Raw genomic sequence first — 21564 nt, forward strand, 5'->3', positions numbered from 1 at the left:
ACTTTTATACAGGTATCATTTGTTAAAGAAGCAAAAATCTTACGTTCATATGTATGTAAATTCTTTGACATTTCATTAAATCTTCTTAAGTGCCCGATTAACAGTTTCTCGTCTTAAGCCAACAAACTGCCCAATTTCTTCTTGAGTCAGCACTTTTTCGATCTGGATGTCAGGAAAATAATTGGCGAACCACTCTTGAAGTTTTTTTATTTTTCCTTCTGGTGTTAAGGTAGACATCTGATTGATGCGCTGCTGCATCATCCTTAGTTTCGTTTCTAGCATTAATGCCACTTCTTTGTATCTGTATGAGTCCTCTTCCAGTGAACGATACCATTGCTGCGGTTCAATGCGCGTGATCTCACACGGTAACAGCGCTATTGCGGTTCCGTTGTATTCGTTTGGACTCGTTAATGAATGATGTGGAATCACTTCGCCTGGAATAATTAAATTCAACAAAACTTGGCTTCCATCTTCATGAACTCGTACGATTTTTAATAAGCCGCTTTCTAATCGAAATAGGGGACCTTCTTCTCCCTGCCTGAATAAAATCTCGCCTTTTGCCATCAGCATGATTCTTCCTCCTGCGTACGTATATCGTATGTATCACCTATTCTACACATCCTCCATATGCTTGTAGGTAAGGAGGGTGAAGATCGAATGAAACTTGCACCTTTTATGCAAGAATTAACCCTATTGTACAGCATTGCTCTTATCGGTTATATCCTTCTAAAGAAAGAGATCTTACCATCTGGCAGTGAACGTACGCTTTCAGCACTTTTATTAAATGTAACGTTACCTGCATTGATCATCTTCGGAATGGATGTTTCCTTTTCCATCGAAAATCTTAAACAGTTCGGTTGGCTTTCCATGATGTCTGCATTCGTATTACTGATTTCCTCACTCTTTTCTTGGTGGACAGTAAAGCGGCTAACGATAAAAAACACACAGGAAAATGCCTTAGAAGGAATCATGATTTTTGGAAATCAAGGTTTTCTAGGCATTGCAGTTTGTTTTATATTATTCGGAAAAACTGGAGTGCTTTTTGCTACATTCTTTAATTTTGTTTATCTGTTGTGGATCTGGACGTACGGCATCTATCTTTTTGCTCGACATTCTAAGACTTTGCCATGGCGAAGCGTCTTTTTAAATCCAGGTGTGATTTCCACAATTGCGGGCTTAATCCTTATGCTCCTGCCAGGTACACTTCCTAGTGCTTTATCCAACACTTTAGAGATGCTAGGAAAACCTACTGTTCCACTTTCTATGTTATTGATTGGCGTTCTCTTAGGGGCTTTACCGTTGCAACATGTCATGAGCTTTCTAAAAAGTTCCCACTTATGGCTAGCGAGTTTTTACAAGTTGCTGCTTTTTCCGTTTCTATTACTGCCTTTTATTTTCTTTTCGTTACCACTTCAATTAATAGCAGTTGCTGTTCTAACTGCCGGCATGCCTTCTGCTCCTACCATCTCCATGTATGCAGAGCGTTATGGAGAGGATGCCTCTTTTGCGGCAGCAGGTGTTATGTTAAGTACGATTCTTTCCTGTCTAACCATCCCACTGTTGTATGCGCTCGTTTTAATAATCTCGTCCCTTGCCTGAGTCTGAGATCTCAAGCAGAATTTCAGGGTATGGTGCAAAGAACGTCTGACCAAGAATCTCGCTGTCTTCAAAGCGTATAGCATGTGACTTTAAAATCGTAGCCACACTCGAAAACGGTTCTTTTTTATTTGCGTACTTTTGAAGAAGTTCTTCAAAAAAGGCGATTTCTTTTGCAGACAGATGCGGCTGAAACCTTTTGAAGATCTCGTACGCCACTTTCCTGTTAGAATCGCTTCTTGCCGTACGATTAAACAGCTTGTTCATGGCTTTAGCATACAGTTGTATCGTTCGTTCTTCCCCATTTTCCTGCTCTTTTTTCAAGATTCGATTCATCACTTTTAACGTTGGATTGCTATAGGCCATAAACAGAAACTGATTTTTCTCATGAAAGCTTTTAATCGCTTGGAGCCCCTGCGGCAGTATATTTCGAAAGGCTGCGAGCGTAAAAAGCTTCGTATAAAAACGATCACGAATCGTAAAATTATTTAACCGTCCTTCTTCTTCGATGGCTAAATGGGAATAGAGTTCAGCGACTTTTCCGCCAAACAACCCGCTCGAATGACCGATTGCAGGACCTTTTTCAGTAGAGGCATACACCTTCACTTCTTTTAATCCACAAGAAGGAGAACGCGTCTTCAAAATAAACCCGTCTGTATCAATAATTCCAGCCAGATAACCATCTGAAAAAGTTCGCATCTCTTTCGTTATATCACGCTGCGTTGATGGCTGAAGAAGAAAATGATCTTCACCCTTTTTCACGATACGAATCGTTTCTCGTGGCGTTCCTAACCCAATCTCCACTTCTGGACATACTGGAACAAAATCTACATAATCCATCAGTTTTTTGATCACATCGTTATATATCACATCACCGTTGTATCGGCATGCTTCAAATTCAAGACACTTACTTACCACCACACGGGGTCTAGCGAAGGCTTCCATTCCAAAACTCCCCTCGATCTTTTTATTCAGTGTTCCACTTTTAGATGAATTATTAACATGTTTTCTGTAAAATGTTGGTTAGGAAGGAGCGATTTAATGGCTTACTATGAAGATCTTCGGAAATATGTAGGAACCGCACCACTCATCTTACCTGGCTCTGTTGTTATTATTGTGAACGAAAAGGATGAAATATTATTACAGCACCGAACCGATGGCGGATGGGGACTGCCCGGAGGCCTGATGGAACTTGGTGAAAGTTTTGAAGAAACGGCGATTCGTGAAGTAAAAGAAGAAACAGGACTTGATGTTGAAGGCTTGACCCAGCTTCATGTCTATTCTGGTCAAGATCACTATATAAAAAATGCAAACGGTGATGAATTGTATGCCGTAACCGCTGTGTATATGGCTCATTCTGTAAGTGGCGAACTAACGATTGATCACAATGAATCACATGATTTTCAATATTTTAAACATGATCAGCTTCCGAAAGACACATTAAACGGTGCACGAAAATACATAGGGAACTATATAGAGATGAAGAATGAGAACAAAGTTTACCGGTAATCAAGCCGGTCGCTCTGTTCTTTTTTCGTTAAATTTCAGTTCAATATAATCACATACCGGCTCATAACCGATATTTTGATAGATTTTATTTGAAGTAGGATTTGAGAGGTCCGTGTAAAGAGTGCAGAATGTGAATCCTTCACTCAACAGGTGATCGCTTAAAGCAGCAACACAAGCACTCGCATATCCTTTACCTCTAAGTTTCTTAGGTGTATAAACCAAATTGATCGAAACACCTTTAATATTCGGCCTCGTCTTAGCGGCCATCGAAACCGGCTTCCCATCCTCTTCCCATATAAAAAGAAACTTGTTTTCCACACGCACTTTTGCATACTCTTCAGCTTCAGCCATCGTCATAATCTGCTTCGTCTCTTCTGTCATCTCTACGATCCAGCGAGGCAAGAAAGCTAAGTCAGCTTTTGTGGCCATTCTTAATCTTCCGGGTCTGGCTGCAGGCTGGATAACAGAAGGCAGTGTATAGAGACGCAGATCCATCAGCAATTTCTCTTCTAGATGATGAGCGGTCGTCCAATTCTCTGCAAACGCCTTTCCAACAGCTTTCGGTGACATTACCTTTTGTATATAATAATCTTCTTCAACTAAGTAACGAACTAAAAAAGGTACTGCCGCTACACCATCTGTTTCCTCTTTTTCTAAAAGTAACAAAGCGTAAGGCGGAATGAGCATGGCTGAGAGCATTATTTTCCCATTCTGTTTAACGGTAGCGAGAAAAGGCTGTTCACCCTCCCATATTTTGTCTTGAAAACGCAGACAGTTGCCAAGCATGATTCCTGCTCGATCTTCCTGACACAACAGGAATTCTTTTACTTCCCTATAAAAAGCTCGTATAGATGAATAACGCGTGACCTCCATAATCGTGACCCTCTCTTTATCTATTAAGTCTGTAATCTTATCTATTTCCTCTCTCTTGAGAAAGATTCCTTCTTTTTAGAGATTTTTGAATGAGTTGATTTCCGTTGCAGATGCTCGCTTTCCGCGGGGCAGGCGGTGAGCCACATTCGTACGGTTTCACTCTTAAGTGTCTCACCTGCCCACCTGTCCCGCAGGAGTCTCGCATCTTCCACTCCGATCAACTGGCAGAAAGACAAGCAACAAACTTTTTACAAAAGTCCACTTTCGCTTGAAGAATTTTTTTCTAATTCCTCCCTTCAATGCAAATTGATTGTAGCGGAAGGTTGCCGACTCCTATGGGACGAGCGATCAGGTGAGACCCTTAATGGCGCGTAGCGGCAAGGGGCTCACCGGTCGCCCCATGGAAAGCGTGCAACCTGGAGCGGAAATCAACTACTTTCAAAGGCAACAATGTATTTACAATTTTTAATGTTCTTTAATTGGTTAAAGGATGCCATTTTCTGATATACTGACCATAACGTAAAGGAAGGTGAACGAAATGAGTACACATGTATTTTCAAAACGCGAAGAGATAGCAAATGCCATCACACACGGACTCGGTGTCCTTCTCAGTGTAGCGGTTACTTCCATTCTGCTCGTGTTTGCCGTATGGAAAGGAACAGCGGTTCATATTGTTAGCTGCGCCGTATTCGGAGGCACGATGCTGACACTTTATTCAGCTTCAACCCTCGTGCACGCTTTTCCTAAAGGACGGGTTAAGGATTTATTTGAGATCATGGACCACGCGGCCATCTATCTCTTTATTGCAGGAACGTACACTCCAATCGTGCTGATCGTTGTAGGCGGTGGACTGGGCTGGACATTATTTGGAGTCGTTTGGGGACTTGCGATCTTTGGTGTCGTGTTTAAAGTCTTTTTTACGAAAAAGTTCGTTGTGTTATCAACATTAGGGTATGTCGCGATGGGATGGCTGATCACATTTGCCTTTCAAGATATTTCAGCAAACATGCCACCAGCAGGCATCCAGCTCTTAGTGGCAGGCGGAATCATCTACACGCTCGGCAGCATCTTTTATGTATGGCGCAGCTTTCCGTTCCACCACGCCGTCTGGCATTTGTTTGTTCTAGCCGGCAGTGTGATGCATTTTCTTATGATGTTTTATGTGTTGCCTAACTAAAATTTTTTTTTGAAAGAAGCAGAAAATGTTCTGCTTCTTTTTTATGCTGTAGTTTTAACGAGCTTAGCTTCTGCTGACTCTTCAGATCGAAATAAAAAGTGATAAATAATTAAACTTGTAAGACCCATCAAACTAAACAGCAAAGTAATCGTGTTGGCTGAGAGGACCTCGCTCAGCATGACGAATAGTGCGGCAATCATGCCAGACAGGTGAAACGACAAGCCGTATATTGCCATGTACGAGCCTCTAGCATCATCAGGTATGATTGATGCCACATAAGCTTGCTTTGCTGGAATATGAATCAGTTCACCAACAGACGCAATAAACATAGCAATGATCAAGACAATAGGTATCGTACTATAGCTGATCACAACAAAACCTAAAGCGTAGGCGAACCCTCCTCCGAGCATTAAGGATCGATCTTTGAAACGCTTAAACAAGGTGGCTATAACAAGACTTAATACCACGACTAAGATGGTGTTCTCTGCTTTCAGTAAACCGATCAACTGAAATCCATCTACTTCAAATAGTGATGAGAAAGGCAGTAACGCAACCGGATCCTTCATATCGCTTACAAGTTTTATACCTATATATGTGGTCAAACTTTCCTCTAACGAGATTAGAAACAACCCTGCTACCGTAAAAAGGATAAATTTTCGGTTCAAAAAAATCTCTTTATAGCTTCCCTGAAAACTTTTTGTTACATTGGTATCCGGAGTCACAGCGCTCGGCAGCCGTACGTCTTCAAGCCATAACCAAGTCACTACCCACGTGATAAAGGTAACCAACGCGATTCCTAAGAACAACTCATATGGATAGGTTTTAAAAAGTAAAGCCCCTGTTATTCCTCCTGCAGCAACCGCCAGATTCCCAAGCCAATAGGAAATCGTATAAATGGCTTTTCTGTTTTCCTTCGTACTTGAATCAATAATGATCGCGCCATATGCAGGGCCAGCCATACCTGTAAAAAAGAGAATAACGATGAACAGTACAAAGTTCACATATGGAGAAAGAGGAAAGAACAGATTGAGAGCTCCAGCAATCAAGTAACCAAGACCAATCATGTTCTCACTTAGTAAAATAATTCTCTTTCTACCGAATTGATCCGAACGCCTCCCACCAATCAACGCTCCTGTTATTCCAGATAGAATAACCCCGATATACATCAAACCCGTTGAAAACACCCCTACCTGATCAGAAAAAAAGATAGCTAGAAATGGGATTACAGCTGAAGAAGCAAATGTTGTAATAAATTGGAGCACTAGCCTCAGCTGGATGTTGCGATGAAACGAAAAGAAATTCATGTCTATCTCTCCTTTTACGATTGATTAATCAATCATTATTAAGATAAAAAGTAACCGAAACACATTTTAGCGTTTCGGATATAACAGTTGAAATGCTGGAATCTTAAACTTTTCTCTGACCCGTGATACCGCATAGTCTGTAAATGTTAATCGAATTCCTAATAAAAAGCCGAGATAAGCAGTCGCTGTTAAGTCCTCATCAGACTTCTCTAGAACTCCCTTTTCTTGACCATTTCGTATGACCTCTTGAAGTTTTAAAATAAACTCCAGACTAAATTCGTCCAGTACTTTAAACGGTTCAGGAAATTTCGTATGCTGCCCGATCACTTGCACGACCAGCTGCAGATATGTACGCATCTCGATAAAAATCGTAATATGTTTATCTATCATGCTCTTAATCTCGGTCAAAAGATCTTCAGCTTCCGGATTAAAATCTAACATCGCTTCTCTATATTGTTTTTCCAAAGGCTCTGTTACAGCATGATAAAAAAGCTGATCCTTATTTTCAAAGTACGTAAACACACTTCCAAAACTAACACCTGCAGCTTTTGCTACCTTCGCAATGGTCGTGCTCTCATACCCTTGCTCTGCAAACAACAGGATCGCCTGCTCTAAAATCTTTTCACGCTTCTGTTCCATCGCTTTCAGTTGTTTATGTGATAAAGGCAATTGAATAATCTCCTTTTCATGGATGATTGGTTAATCAATCATTATTATAAAGTGTATGTTAAAATAAGTAAAATGTTTTTTCGGAGGATTACTTGTGACGATTTCTATTGAGCACCGACTTTATACGATGTGCATGGTTCAGAACGGAGATAAAGTGCTGTTAATTAAGCGGCCAGACAGCCGTGGCTTCCCAGGCTTTATAGCTCCTGGAGGTAAAGTAGATTTTCCTGAAAGCTTAGTAGATGGTGCTTGTCGTGAAGTTGAGGAAGAAACAGGATTACGTGTCTCGAATTTAGTATTCAAAGGAATCGACGAATATGTAAATCCACAAAAGAATGTGAGATATATGGTTTTCAACTATTGGGCGAATACTTTTGAAGGTGAACTTTTGTTAGATCCACCTGAAGGCGAATTGGTTTGGGTCTCGATAAATGAAGCATTAGATCTTCCCCTGCAAGAATGGTTTAAAGAAAGGTTTCCGTTGTTTTTTGAGGAAGGTACTTTTGAGATTCAACGGGTATGGGATGATCATCAAAACAAACAGGTTGAGCTTTCATTACTAAAAACTTAAAGAAAATAAGGCTATCAATCTGTCGATAATTGTCTAGGTTTGTAGACTCGTGGATATTCTCCTCAAATTTGTGGATTGAAGGTCAAAACTCGTGGATTGAACGTCATTTTTCGTGGATTCAAAGGCAAAACTTGTGGATTGCACCTCTAAGCATCTGCCAAAGTGACCATCTCGCTGCTCTCTTTGCCCGTAAAATAGAAAAGGATGGCTCCCACAAGAGCCATCCCTTCATTTTTAACTACTATTACTTAATAATCTGCAGCTCTTTTGGATATTTCGTCAATGTTTCGTGTCCATCTGCTGTTACATAGACGTCGTCCTCAATACGTACGCCACCAACATCATCAATATAGATTCCTGGTTCGATCGTATATGTCATTCCTTCACGAAGCACACCATCGTTGTTGTCACTCATGGACGGGAATTCATGAACATCGATACCAAGGCCGTGTCCGATGCGGTGCGGGAAGTGATCTCCGTATCCTGCTTCCGCAATGTGATTGCGTGCGATCAAGTCAATGTCACCGATGCGCGTTCCTGGCTTAGAAGCTTCTAACGCCTTCAATTGTGCCTGCAGCACAGTATCATAAATCTCGCGACGCTTTTCGTCCAAATCGCCAAACGCTACAGTACGCGTGATGTCAGAACAATAACCGTCAAGGACTACACCAAGGTCGAATAAAACAAAATCGCCGTGCTGTAGCTTTCTCAAGCCTGGCTTCCCATGAGGCTGTCCAGCTTTTTCACCGAATAACACCATTGTAGAAAACGACATTGCGCTGATGCCTTTTTGCTTCAGTTCGTATTCAATCTTCGCGAGTACTTCCATCTCTGTTACACCTTCACGAAGTGCTGCAACCCCTACTTCAACCCCATAGTCCGCAAGTCTAGCTGCTTCACGCAACGTCTTTAACTCACTTTCTTCTTTTATGAGACGAAGCTCGTTCATCAACTCTTCAGCTCCGACCAAGCTCGCACCATCAAACATACCAAGTAGCTTTTCGCCACGCGCGTATGGAAGTGTTTCTTTTTCAACTGCAATCAATGTTGCTGCAGTGATCCCACGATTTGCTAAAGCTTCCTGTACCTTCGCCCAAGGATCTTCAGAATCGCTGTATCCAACAATCTCATACGTCCAGCCTGCGTCTTTAGCTTGTGAACGCTCCATGCCTGGACAGATCATGAACGGCTCTCCTTCTGCAAGTACAGCCACACCTAACACACGTTCATGCGGATCCGAATACAATCCTGATAGATAGAACACGTTTGCTGTCGTGTGAATGAACGCGAAAGTATGCCCTTCTTGCTTTAACCAGTTCTGTACCTTTTGAATACGTCCTTCGTTCATGTATATACCTCCAATAAAAGCCCGAGGGCTATGAATTAATCTCTCATACTCTATTGTAGAATAAACTCCCGTGAAAAAACAGAAGCACACACTGCAAGAAGCAAATGTGTGCTTTTTATTAAGCTTTCTGATCTTGAATCTTCATTGAAAAGTTGATTGGAGTGTAAGGTGCGAGACTCCTGGGGGATTAGCGGGACAGGTGAGACACCTAATGGCGCAAGGCGCCGAGGTGGCTCACCGCACGCCCCCCGGAAAGGGAGCACCTGAAACGGAAATCAACTACTCGCAAAAGCAGCTCTGAATCACAAGCTTTTAATTAAAACTGAACCTTAGACTCAATAAAGCTCTTAAGATCTGCAATCTTCACACGCGTTTGTTCCATCGTGTCACGGTCACGTACAGTTACCATGCCGTCTTCTTTGGAATCAAAGTCATACGTGATACAGAAAGGTGTACCTACTTCATCTTGACGACGGTAACGTTTACCGATCGATCCTGTTTCGTCATAGTCCACATTGAAGTCTTTTGCAAGTGAGCTGAACACTTCTGTTGCTTCTTCAGATAGCTTTTTAGATAGTGGCAAGATCGCTGCTTTATAAGGAGCTAGAGCAGGGTGCAAGTGCATTACTGTTCTTGAAGTACCATCTTCAAGCTGCTCATCTTCATACGCATCAATCAAGAACGCTAACGTTACGCGGTCAGCACCTAAAGAAGGCTCGATGCAATACGGCACATAACGCTCGTTTGTTTCTTGATCGATATAGTTGAAGTCTTCACCCGAGAACTCCATGTGACGCTTCAAATCGAAGTCCGTACGAGATGCAACACCCCAAAGCTCACCCCAACCGAACGGGAATTTATATTCAAAGTCAGTTGTCGCATTGGAGTAGTGAGAAAGCTCATCTTCGTTATGGTCGCGAAGACGAAGGTTTTCTGACGTCATACCTAGAGACTTCAGCCAGTTCTCAGCTGTATCTTTCCAATAGTTGAACCACTCGATCTCACTACCTGGCTTACAGAAGAACTCAAGCTCCATCTGTTCGAACTCACGTGTACGGAACGTAAAGTTACCTGGCGTGATCTCGTTACGGAAACTCTTACCGATCTGTGCGATACCGAACGGCAATTTTTTACGCATCGTACGCTGAACATTTTTAAAGTTAACGAAGATACCTTGAGCTGTTTCTGGACGCATGTAGATCTCGTTTGAACTTGATTCCGTTACTCCTTGGTGTGTTTTGAACATTAGGTTGAACTGGCGGATGCTTGTGAAGTCATGGCTTCCACACTCCGGACAAGCGATATTGTATTCTTTCACCAACTCTTCCATCTTTTCAAACGGAAGGCCGTCTACGATAATTTCTTTTCCAGCTTGATCAGCCGCATCTTCGATCAGTTTATCAGCACGGTGACGCGCTTTACAGTTCTTACAGTCCATCATCGGATCGTTGAAGTTACCGATGTGACCAGATGCTTCCCACGTACGAGGATTCATCAGGATCGCTGCATCAAGACCTACGTTATAAGGTGATTCTTGAACGAATTTTTTCCACCATGCTTTTTTTACGTTGTTCTTCAGCTCAACACCAAGTGGGCCATAATCCCACGTGTTCGCAAGGCCTCCGTAGATTTCAGATCCCGGAAATACAAAACCGCGGTGTTTAGCATGATTTGTGATGGTTTCCATGTTTTTTGTCATTTTTATTCCTCCCATTTAGGTTTTGCCTTATGGGTCGGCCGTTTTTAAAAAAATAAAAAACTCCCGTCCCAAGGCGCTATGCCCAGGGACGAGAGTTATATCTCCCGCGGTTCCACCCTAGTTGATCCGTATGTAAAAACGAATCCTCTTTTCAAAAACAACTCCGGATTGCCGTTTCACTAATGTCTCTTACCAGGCTCTCACCGTCCCCAGCTCGCTAAAAAGAGTGTACATTTAGCTACTATTCATCCTTCACAGCTGCATATCATCTTTTATAATAAAATAATATTACCAAAAAACAAAAACATTAGTCAAAATATTTTCCTATTATATGCAGTTATTGTTTATTTTGTGCCAGTTCGTCTTCAATTTGCTCTAAAGTAGGGAGTGCCGTCATTGCTCCTTTAACAGAAACTACAAGTGCTCCAGAAACGCTTCCGAACAACGCCATATCGCTCGCTTCATCAAGAGTCAGTTCTTGGAGTGAGCCATCATATTCATTTAGTTGATGAAGAACCCCCGCAACATAAGCATCACCTGCTCCGGTTGTATCTACCGAAGAGACACGTTTTGCCGGGATATACTCGCCGCCCTCTTTTGTCACCACATAGCTTCCGTCATCACCGAGCGTGATGAAGAGTAAAGGTATATCATATTCTTGCAGCACTTTAATGCCTTCTTCGACCTTTTTTAAGCCTGTGATAAATTCAAGCTCCTCTTCAGAGATCTTAACGATATCAGCGTGCTGCAGCATCGAGAGAATCGTCTCGCGGGCGTGTGCCGGCGTCTTCCAGAGCGATAATCGTAAGTTCGGATCATACGAAACCCACATGCCGTTTTCTTTTGCGAGTCTTACCGCTTTTTCGGTAGCACTTTTAGAAGGCTCGCCAATTAACGAGATCGAACCAAAATGAAGAATTTTATGCTCTTTAAAGAGACTCGGTTGTACATCTTTTTCTTCTAAGAAGCGGTCTGCACTCGGATTAATGTAAAAGTCGAACGACCTTTCACCGTTTTTATCGAGCGTCACAAACACAGCGCCTGTTCTCACTTCTTCCGTCTTGTACACATGAAACGCGTTCACGCCATAGCTCTTTAATGTATCAATCATGAACGATCCTAGAACATCATCCCCAACTTTTCCTAAAAAAGTAGATGCTGAGCCTAATCGCGCAACCCCAACTGCTACGTTAGCTGGTGCACCACCAGGACTTTTCTGGTAAGTCGTGTTCGTTTCATCAGTTGGAATAAAATCAACAAGTGCTTCTCCTAAAGAAATGACGCCTTTTTTCATCGTACCCGCCCCCTTTTATTGGAAAAAAATCAGGCATGGTTAGCCTGATTTCCCGTTTTATTTCATTTTAACCTGCAATAATGAAGTTTCACCTTTTGTTGCTTCAGAAGCAGCGCGCTTGTCTAAAGATTCTACCGCATCACCATTTGTGATTACGATCGGCGTTACCGTGCTAGCGGCTTTTTCTTTAATCAAATCCAGGTCAAAGCTTAAAAGCTTATCTCCTGCTTTTACTTTATCTCCTACATTCACATGTCCCTCGAAACCTTCACCGTTCATGCTAACCGTTTCAAGACCAACGTGGATCAGAATTTCTGCACCCGCTTCTGATTGGATACCGATCGCATGCTTCGTGTGAAAGAACTGAACGATTTCTCCATCAACTGGAGAGACAACAATACCTTCTGTTGGTTCTATCGCAATCCCATCGCCCATCATCTTCTGAGCGAACGTCGGATCTGGCACCTCTTCAATGTTTACGATTTTTCCTGTTAATGGAGCGATTAATGTTTCTTCTTTTTTAACTTCTTTTTTTCCAAAAAGTTTATTGAACATAATTTTTCACTCACCTTTCAGTTTGCTTTACTTTTATAATTTACACCTGTCTGAACGCTTTAAAACATTTCAGCTCTTATCATTAAAGATACAAAGAAAGACCAAAGAGCAAAAACTGATCGTCTCATTGCTCTTAAGGCCTCTTATAATGAGCATTTTCCAGGAAAATTACTTGATGCCCTTTTTTCTATCTTCTTTAGCTAGTTGATTGGAGTGCAAGGTGCGAGACTCCTAGGGGATCAGCGGGACAGGTGAGACTCTTAACAGCGCATAGCGCTAAGAGGCTCACCGCACGCCCCCTGGAAAGCGAGCATCCTGGAACGGAGATCAACCCCTTCCGAGAGCAACATAGCCAATCATAAGATTCAGGGTAAACTTTCCCTATAAAAGTAATGCAGTGCTTATCTGGTTGTCAACGAGAAAGGCTCTTTTATTGATATAGTGAGTTGGACAATAAACGGAACAGATAATCCGTATGATCACGGAATCCTGCTTCGAGTCCGATCAACGTTATATCTTTTTGCGCTTCTTCTACAATGACGGACTGCCCAGCCGCTAGTTGATTGTTCTTCCAGTGGCCTGCAACAAAGAAGTCACCGTCTCCTAACGTTGCGACCGATTTTGAGTTTCCTAACTCTGTAAACCAGACTGGTCGATAAACAAACCCGAGATCATCCTTTTTATAACCAGCTGTTACTTCATCTTTTTCATAGTTTACTTTTACGATTCCGTTGCTGTTAGAGCCGCCCGTATCTACTTTTATCGTTGTTAAGCCGAGCTGACTTGAAGCTTTCGCACCACCAGCGCCAACTGAAATGTATTTTCCACCGTTATCGATAAATGTTTGTACGTTGTTTTTGAAATTGTCATAAGCCTGTTTGCTGCCGATTACAAATGGCTTATTTGCTTCTCTCACATTCTCGTATTGCAATAATGCATCTGTTCCGGCATATAGAAACGCATCGTATTGAGATAGACCCTTTTCTGCCACTTCTTTTGGTGTCACCTCTTTTACCGAGAAACCGAGTCGTTCTAATGCGAGTTTTGTACCCGCATGACTTTGTGCTTTATTCATGCCACCATCTTTTAATACAGCTACTATAAGTGTTGAAAGCTTTTCTTTTTGAGCTGGCAGTTTCGCTGAATGCAGCTTAATTCCTGATTCTTTCACGAGCTTCTTATTTCTTGAGGAGAGGTTTTCTATATAGAAATTTCCTGCATCGTCTTTATATACACGCTCACCTTTTTTCATAAGATCGTTCACTAGCTTTACAGCTTGGACAGAGCTGTTGGAAATTACATATGGCCCTTTTCCTTGTAAGGAGCCTTCATATTCAGCTTCTTTCACCGGTTTTGTTTTTGCGTTCACCTTTTCTTCCACTTCAATCGCTTCAAAGCCCCATAATTCTGGTAGACTCCAAGCTGATATGTCATACATCGCTGGCGTATCGTTCGTGATATCCTCGCCATCCCATAGCATCGTGTTCGCAAGTCCGGCTTTAGCTTGGCTCATATTAACGATGTACGTGCCTATTGGATAAGCTTGTCCGTTAGCCGAAAAAGGTTTGACTGCTTTTTCTACAGAAATATCATTTTCAATAAGATGGTTCACCGCTTTTTCGGTAACCGTAGGGTCTTTTTCATTTACAGGCAGAACATAGGCACTCGGGAAAAATCCTTCTTCATGGTACGGGTGATCAAAATTGATACCACGTTCAAAGATCTCAATTTGATCCGTAAGCATTCCTTGTTTATTTTGAACAGCAAACTTTAAAGCTCCCATCACAGCATCGTTCGTCCATCTCACACCATCCCAGTTATTTGTTGGTGCTTCTAGCGTATAGCCGTATGCCCCATGATACATGGCGTACATCGGTGTAAAGATCGGCGGATAATCGTCCCAGCCTGCGCTGTCATCACGCTGCGGAATATATGTACCCGTCATATTTTTATAGAGATCTGTTTCATAGTTTGCTTTGTTACCAACGATTTCAGCTTCCATCGCTTTTGCTTGATCTAATGCCCACTTAGAAAACAGATCATATTCATAGTTCGGGTTATGAGGCGGTGTACATGGCTCGATTAATCCTGGCTTTCCATCATCACTGTTCACATAGCCATGAAGATCTAAGAAGACCATCGGGTTCCAATCTGTGATCAGATCAACGGTTTGTTTCGTTTCCTCTTGCGAAAGAGTGATAAAGTCACGGTTCAGATCGATACCGTTCCCGTTAAAACGAGTACCGTCAACACGACCATCAGGATTCGCCACTACATTAAAGATAAGTATATTGCTGTCAAGAATCTCTTTTGTTTCTGCATCATTATCATTAGCAAAACGATCGATCAGCTGAAGAACAGCATCAGACCCTATGTATTCTGTTCCGTGGATAGATCCATTGATCATCACCGGCACTTTGAAATCAGGATTTTCGGCAATCCAGTCTTGTGCTTTTTGAGGATTTCTGAACATTTCCTTTCGTAGTTTCTTATAATGTCCATACTTGCCTTTATCGCCGTTATTAGAGATTGTAACTACATACATCGGATACCCTTTAGATGAAACGCCTGTTTGCTCGAGGGTCACTCGTTTACTTTCTCTATCAATCTTCTTTAGGACCGAACCAATCTTTGAATACTTCACAAAGTCATAATGCTCAGAGTTAAACGGACTTCCATCAGCCTCTTCAAAACTATTAACATTCGTCCACTTTTTTTGAGGCGTCTCTGCTGTTACAGCAAAAGGCATCGATGTCAGCAAACTTAAGCTCATGACACCCGCTACCCAATGTTTTTTTAACATGTTGTTTCTCCCCTTCCTCTACCAAAAACAAAATAATTATACTAACTTATGAATATTTATTCAATCTCTTTTTCAAGATAATTTCACCAGAATTAATATTCAATAGATGATAGTTGATACCTCTATAAAAAATACAAAGATCCATAAATGAGTAAATATTCATGGTTCTTTATTCTTATAAAGAGGTGATTGTAAAAATAATATACGAGTTAATGTTATAATTTGGATGTTAGAAAGGAGGCTTTAACGTATGAATATTAGCGAGGTTTCAAGAATAGCCATCGGCACACATCTAGGAGAAATGAATGAAGAAGATTCGCTTTTCTATCAGGCATCGATTGAATTTGCTCTGTTAAATGGAATTAACTTTATTGATACTGCACTTAATTATCGAGGCATGCGCTCTGAACGCGATGTTGGAAGAGTTTTTGTAAAACTTATTGTGAAGGAAAAACAGATTAACAGAAAAGATGTATTTTTGTCTACGAAAGCCGGCATCATTCCAGGTGATATTGACGCTCAACTTCGTCCTGATCATTACCTGCAGAAGGTTTTATTGGAGAAAGAAATTCTGCAGCTTTCTGATCTACAGATCATCGACCATCACAAACACGTTATGGAGCCTTCTTTTTATGAATTTGCTATTCAACAAAGTTTAAAACACTTGCATGTCGATTACATAGACGTTCATTACATTCATAACCCTGAGGTCTCTTTGATCGTTTGAATTGATGTCTATTGTTTTAAAAACACCGGGTATTTTGTCCACAATGGTAGGTATGCGAAAGGTGGATACGGTAAAAAAGAATTTGAGATGGTTAAACAAAGTTGGCTCGTAATAACGAGTCAACTTTGTTACGTAAAGTAAAATGAAATAGTAGATTCGATTATGCTCCATAATGGTTGCTAAAAATTAAAAAAGTATTAGCCTAACTCTTTTAAAGTAGGTATAAAAAAACAGCCATTCTAATTTGGAATGACTGTGATTCACCCTATTACATTGCAATACGTGCGTTTACTTATTGTAATCCTACCAGTGCGCTTGCAACTTATTACCATTCGGATCATAAAAGTGAAAAAATGCATGTCCATTATCTTCTTTTATATCGTCGACCTTAACCTGATTATCGGTTAAGTGTCGATGGAATTTAGCTAATTCAGGACTTGTAAAGCCAATGCTGAACTCTTGTTCGTTGTTAACTGTAAAATGTGCAAATGTTTCATCTTCAGTAGGGACTAAGATGAGTAAGAATGGTCCTTCATTTACTTTTATAATTGCCAGTTCCTCTGTACTATTTAATATCTGTAACCCTAAAACATCTCTATACCATTGTGCTGATTGTTCTAAATCTTTTACAGGAATTCTTATGTAATGTACTTGTTCAATAAATGATTTACTCATATCACTCTCTCCTTGCTATGTTTATTCAATATACCTCTTTCTTCCAATTTACAAATTAACCTGCTACTTAACTAAATTTTAAAGGTCGAATTGTTCTTGGCTACCCTGCTAAAAATATTACAAAGTATCTGGAAAAACTTTTTTCCTCACTTTTTTAGAAATATTACTTGTAAATGAAACCGTTTTATTTTACAATCACTAATGCAAACGATTGCACCAACATGCATATACAAATATGTAAGCGATTCAAGTTTTTTTCGCAATCTACTGAATGCGATTTCAAAAAGACAACGAAAGATATATACTTTAAGGAGGAAATCGTTTTGAAACAACGTGGAAAACTCATTTCATTTGATTTCTGGCAAAAGCTAGGTAAAGCGCTTCTTGTAGTAGTAGCGGTTATGCCAGCTGCCGGTTTGATGATATCACTAGGTAAAGTTATTGCTATGTTCGGTGGCGACATGACATTAGTGCAAACGATTGCTCGTGTTATGGAAGACATCGGATGGGCGATTATTACAAATCTGCATATCTTATTTGCGGTAGCTATCGGGGGATCTTGGGCGAAGGAACGTGCTGGCGGTGCATTCGCAGCCGTAATCGCGTTCATCTTGATCAACCGTATTACAGGAGCAATCTTCGGCGTGAACAGCGCTATGATGCTTGAAGAAGGTGCGAGAGTAAAATCACTTTTTGGCAGCGAACTTGTTGTTGGTGATTATTTCACTTCGATCCTTGGTGCTCCAGCACTAAATATGGGAGTATTCGTCGGAATCATTTCCGGTTTCCTAGGTGCTGTTCTGTTTAACAAGTACTACAACTACAACAAGCTTCCGAATGCATTAGCATTCTTTAACGGAAAACGTTTTGTACCATTCGCTGTTATTTTATGGTCAGTGGTTACAGCTTTACTACTAGCATTAATTTGGCCGTTTATCCAGTCTCTACTTAATGACTTTGGAAAATGGATCGCAACATCTCGTAACACGGCTCCAGTTATCGCGCCATTCGTGTTCGGTACGCTAGAGCGACTATTGTTACCATTTGGTCTTCACCACATGTTAACGGTACCGATCAACTATACGGAGCTCGGCGGAACGTATCAAATCATGACTGGTTCAGGAGCAGGATCTTCTGTAGCCGGACAAGATCCACTATGGTTGGCTTGGATCAACGATCTTAACAACTTCTTAGCTGCTGGAGATACAAAAGCGTATCAAGCACTTTTAAATGATGTAGTACCAGCTCGTTTTAAAATGGGACAAGTTGTTCTTTCAACGGCATCTCTTGTAGCGATCGCACTTGCGATGTACATGAACGTTGATAAAGACAAGCGTAAAAAGTACAAATCTATGTTCTTATCTGCAGCACTCGCTGTATTCTTAACAGGTGTAACAGAGCCGATCGAATTCATGTTCATGTTTGCTGCTCCACTTCTTTATGTTGTGTATGCGATCACGACTGGACTTGCGTTCGCCGTAGCGGATCTTATCCACGTACGTGTTCACGCATTCGGTTTTATCGAATTACTTACTCGTACACCATTGCTTGTAAAAGCAGGATTAACACGTGACTTAATCAACTTTGCTGTAACGTGTATCGTATTCTTTGGATTAAACTTCTCGATCTTCTATGTATTGATCAAAAAGTTCAACCTGCCTACTCCAGGTCGTGCAGGTAACTATATCGAAACAACAGAAAATGATGCTGCACCAGCTAAAAATGAAGCGGCAACAGGTTCTGACAACTCTCAAGCATCAGCGATCATCACGCTTTTAGGTGGAGCTGATAACATTGAAGACGTTGACGCTTGTATGACTCGCCTTCGTGTAACAGTAAAAGACACAACGGGTGTTGGTACGGAAAAAGAATGGAAAGAGAACGGCGCACTAGGTCTGATCATCAAAGATAAAGGTGTTCAAGCGATTTACGGACCAAAGGCTGACGTATTAAAATCCGATATTCAAGATCGTTTGGGGATGTAATTCATGAAGCTTTTAACGTTAAACGTTCATGCTTGGCAAGAAGAGAACCAGATGGAAAAATTAGAGATGCTTGCTCGCGATATCGCGAGCGAGCGTTATGATGTTATCGCGCTACAAGAGGTCATGCAGTCGATCGACTCTCCTCTTGTCAAAGACAATATCAAAAAAGATAATTATGCCCTTGTTCTTTTAGAGCTATTGAAGAAACTTGGCGTTGAAGATTATGACTTTGTATGGGACATGGCGCACTATGGCTATGTGACGTACGAAGAAGGACTGGCAATCATCAGCCGCCATCCGATTACGTCTCATGAAAGCTTTTTTGTTTCTGATCTACAAGATATGCACAACTGGAAAACACGCAAAATCGTAAAAGCATCGATATCTCATGAAGGACAAGACATTCAATTCTTCTCCGGTCACTTTGGCTGGTGGGAAGATGATGTCGAACCTTTCAAAGGACAGTTCGATCGTTTGATGCAGTACATCCCTGAAGAAGGTCTTTCTTTCATCATGGGTGACTTAAACAACGATGCGAACGTTTGTGGCGAAGGCTTTGACTACGTAAAAGAAAAAGGGCTTTACGACACGTACGAACTGGCTGCAGAGAAAGATGATGGGTTAACGATCATCGGATCTATTGCAGGCTGGGATGATAACGAAGCTGGCCGCCGGATCGATTATATCTTAAGCAGCAAGCCTGTTGATGTCCTTCAGTCATCCGTGCGTTTTAATGGCAAAGAAACACCGGTGGTCTCCGATCATGCAGGTGTTGCTGTTACGATAAAGATTTAAAGAATTCGCTTTTTATGGTTTTGTTTCTTAATCAGCTTCTTAGATAAGTTGATTGCAGTGGAAGGTGTGAGACTCCTGCGGGACAGGCGGGCAGGTGAGACATTTATAAGTGAAACGTCCGAATGTGGCTCACCGCCTGCCCCGCGGAAAGCGAAGCACCTGAAACGGAAATCAATTCCCTCAACAGCAACGAAGAATAAGGAAACATTTAAATCAAACAAACCATGGGGAGCCGTTTATGCGGTATCCCCTGGCGTGTTGTTAAAGAGAAAACATGGAGGTAACATTATGGAAAAAGTTTGGTGGAAAGAAGCCGTTGGCTATCAAATTTACCCTCGCAGCTTCCAAGACTCAAATGGAGATGGAATCGGGGATCTAAAAGGAATCATTCAACGCTTAGATTATATTAAAGACCTTGGCATCGACGTGATCTGGATCTGCCCGATGTACAAGTCGCCAAATGATGATAATGGTTATGACATTTCCGATTATCAAGATATCATGGACGACTTTGGAACGATGGAAGACTTTGATCTCCTTATGGAAGAAGTTCATAAGCGCGATATGAAGCTGATCATCGACCTTGTTTTAAACCATACAAGTGATGAGCACCAATGGTTCATCGAGTCTCGTTCATCTAAAGAAAATCCGAAGCGCGATTGGTACATTTGGAGAGACGGTAAAGACGGCAAAGAGCCAAACAACTGGGAAAGTATTTTTTCCGGATCTGCTTGGCAATATGATGAAAAAACAGATCAATACTACCTCCATGTTTTCTCGACCAAACAGCCTGATGTGAACTGGGAAAACCCTGAAGTGCGCGAAGCTCTTTATGACACAGTCAACTGGTGGTTGGATAAAGGAATCGACGGTTTCCGTATCGATGCGATCAGTCACATTAAAAAGCGCGATGGTTTTCCTGATATGCCGAATCCGAAGAACGAAAAGTACGTGTCGTCCTTCGACATGCATATGAACCAAAAAGGGATTCATACGTTTTTACAAGAGTTCAAAGACCGCACATATGCAAACTATGATGTCATGACGGTTGGTGAAGCGAACGGCGTTAAAATTGACGAAGCGGACCTTTGGGTAGGAAAAGAAAACGGAAAGATGGACATGATCTTCCAATTCGAACACCTCGGCCTCTGGGATGCAGAAACCAATCCAGAAGTGGATATCGTTGAACTGAAAAAAGTATTAACTCGCTGGCAGAAAGGTCTTGAAAAAGAAGGCTGGAACGCACTGTTCATTGAAAATCACGACAAACCTCGTGTTGTTTCTACTTGGGGCAATGATGATGAGTTTTGGTTTGAAAGTGCAACGAGCTTCGGCGCGATGTATTTCTTGATGCAAGGAACACCGTTCATCTATCAAGGACAAGAGATCGGAATGACGAACGTACAGTTTGACTCGATCGAAGACTATGATGATGTCGCTGACAAAAACCGTTATCGCATCAAGCGCGAAGAAGGCGTCGCGCATGAGGACATCATGTCTGTTATATGGTCATCATCTCGTGACAACAGCCGTACTCCGATGCAGTGGAACAGCGATGAGAACGCTGGATTCACAACGGGTACTCCTTGGATGAAAGTAAATCCGAATTTCACAGAGATCAACGTGGAAAAGCAAGAACAAGACGAGCATTCGATCTTAAGCTTTTACAAGAAAATGATCGCATTAAAGAAAAATAACGAAGTCTTTACGTACGGTGTATATGATCTGATCCTTGAAGAAGATGAGCAGATCTATGCGTACACTCGTACACTTGGAGAGGAAAAGATCGTTGTGATCACGAACCTTTCTAAGACGGAAGCGAAGTTTGAAACAGAATTGAAGTTGAACGCTGATGAACTGTTGTTAGCGAACAAAGAAGTTGCACCTCATGACGATGTAACAAGCCTGTCATTACAACCGTATGAAGCGCGTGTATATCGCGTGAAAGCTTAACAAACAAAAGCGTGCTATCCGTTTAGGGAGA

At 41.5% G+C, this 21564-nt stretch carries 19 protein-coding genes; 8 read left to right on the forward strand and 11 right to left on the reverse strand.

From position 1 onward, the window contains the following. Nucleotides 1–75 precede the first annotated feature (75 nt). On the reverse strand, nucleotides 76–570 hold the full coding sequence (locus ACNJYY_RS21230; RefSeq protein ID WP_416730033.1) for a Crp/Fnr family transcriptional regulator: 495 nt from the start codon (nucleotides 568–570) through the stop codon (nucleotides 76–78). Nucleotides 571–657: 87 nt separating this feature from the next. Between ACNJYY_RS21230 and ACNJYY_RS21235 the strand changes: the two genes are divergently transcribed. Then, a complete protein-coding gene (locus ACNJYY_RS21235; protein WP_416730034.1) occupies nucleotides 658–1599 on the forward strand; it encodes an AEC family transporter in 942 nt (313 codons plus the stop codon). On the opposite strand, the gene ACNJYY_RS21240 is transcribed toward ACNJYY_RS21235, so the two are convergent. After that, entirely contained in the window at nucleotides 1576–2541 is a 966-nt protein-coding gene (locus tag ACNJYY_RS21240; protein WP_416730035.1) for a YbgA family protein, read from the reverse strand. The two genes, ACNJYY_RS21235 and ACNJYY_RS21240, sit on opposite strands and share 24 nt — an antisense overlap. Nucleotides 2542–2637: 96 nt before the next feature. On the opposite strand from ACNJYY_RS21240, the gene ACNJYY_RS21245 reads away from it, so the two are divergent. Continuing rightward, nucleotides 2638–3105 carry an NUDIX hydrolase gene (locus ACNJYY_RS21245; protein WP_416730036.1) on the forward strand — a complete coding sequence of 156 codons (468 nt, stop codon included), beginning with the start codon at nucleotides 2638–2640 and terminating at the stop codon, nucleotides 3103–3105. Here the strand turns inward: ACNJYY_RS21245 and ACNJYY_RS21250 are convergent, their stop codons facing one another. Beyond that, nucleotides 3106–3978 (reverse strand): GNAT family N-acetyltransferase, encoded by an 873-nt coding sequence (locus ACNJYY_RS21250; RefSeq protein ID WP_416730037.1) that lies wholly within the window; start codon nucleotides 3976–3978, stop codon nucleotides 3106–3108. It lies immediately after the preceding gene. A gap of 538 nt (nucleotides 3979–4516) precedes the next feature. On the opposite strand from ACNJYY_RS21250, the gene trhA reads away from it, so the two are divergent. Further along, complete coding sequence (gene trhA / locus ACNJYY_RS21255) at nucleotides 4517–5155, forward strand: PAQR family membrane homeostasis protein TrhA (RefSeq protein ID WP_416730038.1); 639 nt, start codon at nucleotides 4517–4519, stop codon at nucleotides 5153–5155. 41 nt (nucleotides 5156–5196) lie between these two features. On the opposite strand, the gene ACNJYY_RS21260 is transcribed toward trhA, so the two are convergent. Both ACNJYY_RS21260 and ACNJYY_RS21265 read right to left on the reverse strand, forming a co-directional pair. Further along, entirely contained in the window at nucleotides 5197–6459 is a 1263-nt protein-coding gene (locus ACNJYY_RS21260) for an MFS transporter (protein ID WP_416730039.1), read from the reverse strand. A 66-nt stretch (nucleotides 6460–6525) separates the two neighbouring features. Further along, the gene (locus ACNJYY_RS21265) at nucleotides 6526–7128 is read right to left on the reverse strand and encodes a TetR/AcrR family transcriptional regulator (RefSeq protein ID WP_416730040.1); all 603 of its coding nucleotides are present in this window, start codon (nucleotides 7126–7128) and stop codon (nucleotides 6526–6528) included. 127 nt (nucleotides 7129–7255) lie between these two features. Here ACNJYY_RS21265 and ACNJYY_RS21270 point away from each other — a divergent pair, with 127 nt between their 5' ends. After that, entirely contained in the window at nucleotides 7256–7699 is a 444-nt protein-coding gene (locus tag ACNJYY_RS21270) for an 8-oxo-dGTP diphosphatase (protein WP_416731928.1), read from the forward strand. Between the two features lie 244 nt (nucleotides 7700–7943). Here ACNJYY_RS21270 and ACNJYY_RS21275 read toward each other — a convergent pair whose 3' ends face one another. From ACNJYY_RS21275 to ACNJYY_RS21295, 5 genes are all read right to left on the reverse strand, one after another. Then, on the reverse strand, nucleotides 7944–9047 hold the full coding sequence (locus ACNJYY_RS21275; RefSeq protein ID WP_416730041.1) for a M24 family metallopeptidase: 1104 nt from the start codon (nucleotides 9045–9047) through the stop codon (nucleotides 7944–7946). A 316-nt stretch (nucleotides 9048–9363) separates the two neighbouring features. Beyond that, the gene (locus ACNJYY_RS21280; RefSeq protein WP_191755021.1) at nucleotides 9364–10746 is read right to left on the reverse strand and encodes a glycine--tRNA ligase; all 1383 of its coding nucleotides are present in this window, start codon (nucleotides 10744–10746) and stop codon (nucleotides 9364–9366) included. 337 nt (nucleotides 10747–11083) lie between these two features. Beyond that, entirely contained in the window at nucleotides 11084–12040 is a 957-nt protein-coding gene (locus tag ACNJYY_RS21285) for an aminoimidazole riboside kinase (protein ID WP_416730042.1), read from the reverse strand. Nucleotides 12041–12097: 57 nt separating this feature from the next. After that, on the reverse strand, nucleotides 12098–12595 hold the full coding sequence (locus ACNJYY_RS21290; protein ID WP_416730043.1) for a PTS sugar transporter subunit IIA: 498 nt from the start codon (nucleotides 12593–12595) through the stop codon (nucleotides 12098–12100). A 430-nt stretch (nucleotides 12596–13025) separates the two neighbouring features. Further along, nucleotides 13026–15398 carry a M14 family zinc carboxypeptidase gene (locus tag ACNJYY_RS21295; RefSeq protein ID WP_416730044.1) on the reverse strand — a complete coding sequence of 791 codons (2373 nt, stop codon included), beginning with the start codon at nucleotides 15396–15398 and terminating at the stop codon, nucleotides 13026–13028. A gap of 250 nt (nucleotides 15399–15648) precedes the next feature. Between ACNJYY_RS21295 and ACNJYY_RS21300 the strand changes: the two genes are divergently transcribed. After that, nucleotides 15649–16125, forward strand: coding sequence for an aldo/keto reductase (locus tag ACNJYY_RS21300; protein ID WP_416730045.1), 477 nt, complete (start codon nucleotides 15649–15651; stop codon nucleotides 16123–16125). Between the two features lie 303 nt (nucleotides 16126–16428). Here the strand turns inward: ACNJYY_RS21300 and ACNJYY_RS21305 are convergent, their stop codons facing one another. After that, entirely contained in the window at nucleotides 16429–16800 is a 372-nt protein-coding gene (locus ACNJYY_RS21305; protein WP_416730046.1) for a VOC family protein, read from the reverse strand. Between the two features lie 323 nt (nucleotides 16801–17123). Here ACNJYY_RS21305 and ACNJYY_RS21310 point away from each other — a divergent pair, with 323 nt between their 5' ends. The 3 genes from ACNJYY_RS21310 (at nucleotide 17124) to ACNJYY_RS21320 (ending at nucleotide 21533) form a co-directional block, all read left to right on the forward strand. Continuing rightward, nucleotides 17124–18785, forward strand: a complete 1662-nt coding sequence (locus ACNJYY_RS21310) for a PTS transporter subunit IIBC (protein WP_416730047.1) — start codon at nucleotides 17124–17126, stop codon at nucleotides 18783–18785. Between the two features lie 3 nt (nucleotides 18786–18788). Continuing rightward, nucleotides 18789–19580, forward strand: a complete 792-nt coding sequence (locus tag ACNJYY_RS21315; protein WP_416730048.1) for an endonuclease/exonuclease/phosphatase family protein — start codon at nucleotides 18789–18791, stop codon at nucleotides 19578–19580. 288 nt (nucleotides 19581–19868) lie between these two features. After that, nucleotides 19869–21533, forward strand: a complete 1665-nt coding sequence (locus tag ACNJYY_RS21320) for a glycoside hydrolase family 13 protein (protein WP_416730049.1) — start codon at nucleotides 19869–19871, stop codon at nucleotides 21531–21533. Nucleotides 21534–21564: the final 31 nt, after the last annotated feature.

Origin of the sequence: Fictibacillus tiangongensis (genome assembly GCF_048083785.1) — a bacterium.
GTDB lineage: Bacteria > Bacillota > Bacilli > Bacillales > Fictibacillaceae > Fictibacillus.

Excerpts from the sequence above, each read along its gene's own strand:
- ACNJYY_RS21230 (WP_416730033.1), bottom strand. The coding sequence starts at position 570 with ATGCTGATGGCAAAAGGCGAGATTTTATTCAGGCAGGGAGAAGAAGGT.
- ACNJYY_RS21235 (WP_416730034.1), top strand. The coding sequence starts at position 658 with ATGAAACTTGCACCTTTTATGCAAGAATTAACCCTATTGTACAGCATT.
- ACNJYY_RS21240 (WP_416730035.1), bottom strand. The coding sequence starts at position 2,541 with ATGGAAGCCTTCGCTAGACCCCGTGTGGTGGTAAGTAAGTGTCTTGAA.
- ACNJYY_RS21245 (WP_416730036.1), top strand. The coding sequence starts at position 2,638 with ATGGCTTACTATGAAGATCTTCGGAAATATGTAGGAACCGCACCACTC.
- ACNJYY_RS21250 (WP_416730037.1), bottom strand. The coding sequence starts at position 3,978 with ATGGAGGTCACGCGTTATTCATCTATACGAGCTTTTTATAGGGAAGTA.
- trhA (WP_416730038.1), top strand. The coding sequence starts at position 4,517 with ATGAGTACACATGTATTTTCAAAACGCGAAGAGATAGCAAATGCCATC.
- ACNJYY_RS21260 (WP_416730039.1), bottom strand. The coding sequence starts at position 6,459 with ATGAATTTCTTTTCGTTTCATCGCAACATCCAGCTGAGGCTAGTGCTC.
- ACNJYY_RS21270 (WP_416731928.1), top strand. The coding sequence starts at position 7,256 with ATGTGCATGGTTCAGAACGGAGATAAAGTGCTGTTAATTAAGCGGCCA.
- ACNJYY_RS21275 (WP_416730041.1), bottom strand. The coding sequence starts at position 9,047 with ATGAACGAAGGACGTATTCAAAAGGTACAGAACTGGTTAAAGCAAGAA.
- ACNJYY_RS21280 (WP_191755021.1), bottom strand. The coding sequence starts at position 10,746 with ATGACAAAAAACATGGAAACCATCACAAATCATGCTAAACACCGCGGT.
- ACNJYY_RS21285 (WP_416730042.1), bottom strand. The coding sequence starts at position 12,040 with ATGAAAAAAGGCGTCATTTCTTTAGGAGAAGCACTTGTTGATTTTATT.
- ACNJYY_RS21290 (WP_416730043.1), bottom strand. The coding sequence starts at position 12,595 with ATGTTCAATAAACTTTTTGGAAAAAAAGAAGTTAAAAAAGAAGAAACA.
- ACNJYY_RS21295 (WP_416730044.1), bottom strand. The coding sequence starts at position 15,398 with ATGTTAAAAAAACATTGGGTAGCGGGTGTCATGAGCTTAAGTTTGCTG.
- ACNJYY_RS21300 (WP_416730045.1), top strand. The coding sequence starts at position 15,649 with ATGAATATTAGCGAGGTTTCAAGAATAGCCATCGGCACACATCTAGGA.
- ACNJYY_RS21305 (WP_416730046.1), bottom strand. The coding sequence starts at position 16,800 with ATGAGTAAATCATTTATTGAACAAGTACATTACATAAGAATTCCTGTA.
- ACNJYY_RS21315 (WP_416730048.1), top strand. The coding sequence starts at position 18,789 with ATGAAGCTTTTAACGTTAAACGTTCATGCTTGGCAAGAAGAGAACCAG.
- ACNJYY_RS21320 (WP_416730049.1), top strand. The coding sequence starts at position 19,869 with ATGGAAAAAGTTTGGTGGAAAGAAGCCGTTGGCTATCAAATTTACCCT.